We start from the raw sequence: 3,205 nt of genomic DNA on the forward strand, positions 1-3,205 counted from the left end.
CCCATCTACCCACAGTCACGCAGGCGAATCGGTTAACGATCTACAGATGTAGTACAGGGAGCCCGTTTTTCTCGTTTTCGGGAGGAATGCGATGAGCGTCGAGCCTTTCCTCGACCCCGCCTCACCGCGGATGCGGTTCGGCGCGGAGATGCGCCGGCTGCGGGAGGAGGCCCAGCTCTCCCAGGCGGCGGTGGCCGCCCGGCTGGGCTGCACCCAGACCCAGGTGAGCCGCCTGGAGGCCGCGACCCGCACCCCGTCGAGGTCGGACGCCGAACGGCTGGACCGCTTCTACGGCCTGGAGGGCGCCACCTCCTTCACCCGGCTCTACCACCGCATCCTCGCCAAGCCGGGCAGCCCGGCCTGGTTCATGAGCTGGACCGAGGAGATCGAACCCAACGCACTGGTCCTGCGATCCTGGGACCCACTCCTCGTACCGGGACTCCTCCAGACCGAGGCATACGCCCGGCATCTCTTCGTCAATGGCCCCCGGGCTGCTCCCGAGGAGGTGGAGGAACGGGTCCAGGCCCGCATGCGACGTCAGCTGATCCTCGGTCGAGAGAACTCCCCCCTGCTTCTGATCCTCCTCGATGAGGGTGTGCTGCGCCGCAAGGTCGGCAGCTCAGAGGCGATGTACGAGCAGCTCTCACACCTGCTGGAGATCACGCAACGACCCGACGTCTCAATTCAGATCGTCGACCCGGAGTGCATGGCCGGACTGGCTGGTCCCTTTATGATCGCCAAGCTTCCGAACGGACAACCGGACACCGTTCACGCGGATTCTCCCGTCGAAGGACAGGTTACGGACGACCCCGCCTATGTGGCTTCGATATGGGACCGCTATGAAGCGATACGCCAATGGGCTTATCCTGGACATATATCTACGAGAAAGATCGAGGAAGCGAGGCGGGAGTGGACTTGAGCGCCGCGGTGTGGCGGAAGTCATCACGTTCTTCAGACAACGGCGGGCAGTGTGTCGAGGTCGCCTCCAACCTGCCCGGGGCTGTCGCCATCCGCGACAGCAAGAACCCCTCCGGTCCCGCGTTGCTGTTCGCCCCCGCAGCGTGGCGGTCCTTCGTCGGCGAGGTCAAGTCCGGCGGGTTCGACGCTCCTGCCTGACCGAGACGGCCGAACCGGTTTCGGTCATCCCTTGAGCGGATCGGCGCTCCGTCATCACGCGATGAGGTGGCGTTGGCGAATTCGGAGAACACGAACCGTTCTGTCTGTGATGACCTCGGCCGTCACGGACAGAGCGGTTCATCTTTCGGGAGGTTCGGTGTCGCCGCGTTCGAACGATATGACCGTGGTTCCCACCGACGCCGGGCAGGTGACCGGAGCGATGTTCCCCGTGAGCCGTCTACTCGTCAACCGTTCGGGGCGGCCTGGATGTACGGTCCGGTGTTTTTCCGGATCCGCTAGGCGTACGATCTTCCGGACCCGACGCGGTGGCGTACGGGTCGCCAATGGCGGTTGCGGTGACGGTCTCGCCCATTTGCGCGGATCACGACCTGGCTGTTCTGGTCGTTTTTTATGCTGCCTCCTCTTTTCTGGAAGCCGGAATGTCTTTCTTGCTGGTCATCCCTGTTCTGCAGGATCACCCCCCTGATCTTCTCCGGAATCCTCGGGATCTTCACCGGGCAGAGGCCGTCAGGGCCGACGCGCAGGAGCAGCACAGGAGAGGCGCTGGGATCCAGCAGGGCCGAACCCGGGTAGGCGGCGACGATCCGATGCGTGCCTTCCGGGAGATCGGTGACGACCAGACGGGCCCGGCCGGTGGCGTCGAGCGGGGCCGTGCCCAGGCTCACGCCGTCGGAGAAGAATTCGACCGTACCGGTGGGAGGAGTCGGGCCCGACGATGTGACCGTCGCGGTGAGAGTGATCGAACCTGGCCGCCCCAGGACACATGTCGACGTCAGGGCGGTGGAGGTCGTCCTCGGCGGCACGACCTGGCACACGGACCGGGTGATGCGGTCGGTGTCCAGGGTGACGGCGCCGTTGCGGGCCAGGGTGCGGCCGTTCACGGTCACGCCCGTGGTCACGGTGATCGACGTCAGCGCCAGGATGTTGCCGGCGAAGCTGGAGCCCGTTCCCAGCGTGGCCGAGCTTCCGACCTGCCAGAAGACGTTGCACGCCTGGGCCCCTCCGATCAGGGTCACCGTGCTGGCGGACGCGGTGACGAGGGTGGAGGCCATCTGGAAGATGAAGACCGCGTTCGGGTCTCCCTGCGCGTCGAGGGTCAGGTTTCCGGTGATCTCGAAAGTGCCCGAGGCGGAGTTGTAGACGCCCGGCGTCAGAGTGGTCCCGCCGAGTTCCGTCGGTATGGTGGCGTCCGGCGTGCGCCCGGCGGCGTCGGTGTAGGCGGCGGTCAGGTCGAGCTGGGCCTGGGCGGCGGCGGCGTCGGCCTGGTGAGTGGTCCCGACCACGACACCGGGCGGAAAGCCGGTCACCGCTGACCCCGGGCTCACGCCGAGGTCCCCGGTGACGACGGTGGCGCCGGTGTTCGTGACCGTCGTCCCGGCCAGGACCGCGAAGTTCGCGGCTGTGCCGAGTGGTACCGGCGCCGGTGCCACTGCGCTCGCGGCATGTGGCGTCGCGATGATGCCGCCCATCGCGACCAGGGCGGTGAGCGCTCCCGCGATCCAGGAACGAATGACATGCCGCGGTACGGCAGATGGATGACCGGTGTTCATCATAAAGACATCCTTTTCTTTTTGCATTGTTCTGTTCAGGCGCATTGCCGATGATGCGCCATGGTTTCCGACTCTACTGATCGATGGCGTCGATTTCTTTATGCGACATGCAGAGTGTTTTGCTATGGATATTATTTCCGTATATAGTGGAAATGGGGCCACATTGTCGGATGAAATGATTGCCCTTCCGGTGTCCCCCGCGCGAGGTCGTGGCGGGACTCCGCACGGCCCGGTGCCGGTGACGGGTTCGGTGGCGGAGGTGCCGACGACGGTGTGGACCGGGGAAGAACCCGACCTCGACCGGTTCGCCGCCGCCTGCCCGCGCAGTCGGGGCTTGTTCGTCGACCTTCGCGGCGAGGTCAAGCAGTGATCAGGACGAGACTCCCCGACGGGACGCGGGACAGTACACGCAGAGCGGCGGAGGGGACTCTCACGCAACCATGACTGATATCGCGACCGAACACACTGAGGCTTTTTCATCCTCGCGCGATCTCGTAGTTCTGCAGGACGGCGATGGC

Annotated in this window: 3 protein-coding genes; 2 read left to right on the plus strand and 1 reads right to left on the minus strand. The window is 65.3% G+C overall.

All coding sequences use genetic code 11. From position 1 onward, the window contains the following. Nucleotides 1–91: 91 nt before the first annotated feature. Nucleotides 92–919 carry a helix-turn-helix transcriptional regulator gene (locus tag AB0D67_RS38995; protein WP_362947454.1) on the plus strand — a complete coding sequence of 276 codons (828 nt, stop codon included), beginning with the start codon at nt 92–94 and terminating at the stop codon, nt 917–919. Next, entirely contained in the window at nt 910–1,116 is a 207-nt protein-coding gene (locus AB0D67_RS39000) for a DUF397 domain-containing protein (RefSeq protein ID WP_362947456.1), read from the plus strand. Before AB0D67_RS38995 ends, AB0D67_RS39000 begins: the two co-directional genes overlap by 10 nt. 296 nt (nt 1,117–1,412) lie before the next feature. Here AB0D67_RS39000 and AB0D67_RS39005 read toward each other — a convergent pair whose 3' ends face one another. Continuing rightward, nucleotides 1,413–2,849: an ice-binding family protein gene (locus tag AB0D67_RS39005; RefSeq protein ID WP_362947458.1), complete on the minus strand. Its 1,437-nt coding sequence runs from the start codon at nt 2,847–2,849 to the stop codon at nt 1,413–1,415. Nucleotides 2,850–3,205: the final 356 nt, after the last annotated feature.

Origin of the sequence: Streptosporangium sp. NPDC048047 (assembly GCF_040653115.1) — a bacterium.
Classification (GTDB): domain Bacteria; phylum Actinomycetota; class Actinomycetes; order Streptosporangiales; family Streptosporangiaceae; genus Streptosporangium.

Bases quoted from the DNA above. Each gene is read 5' to 3' on its own strand.
- AB0D67_RS38995 (WP_362947454.1), top strand. From the start codon at position 92: ATGAGCGTCGAGCCTTTCCTCGACCCCGCCTCACCGCGGATGCGGTTC.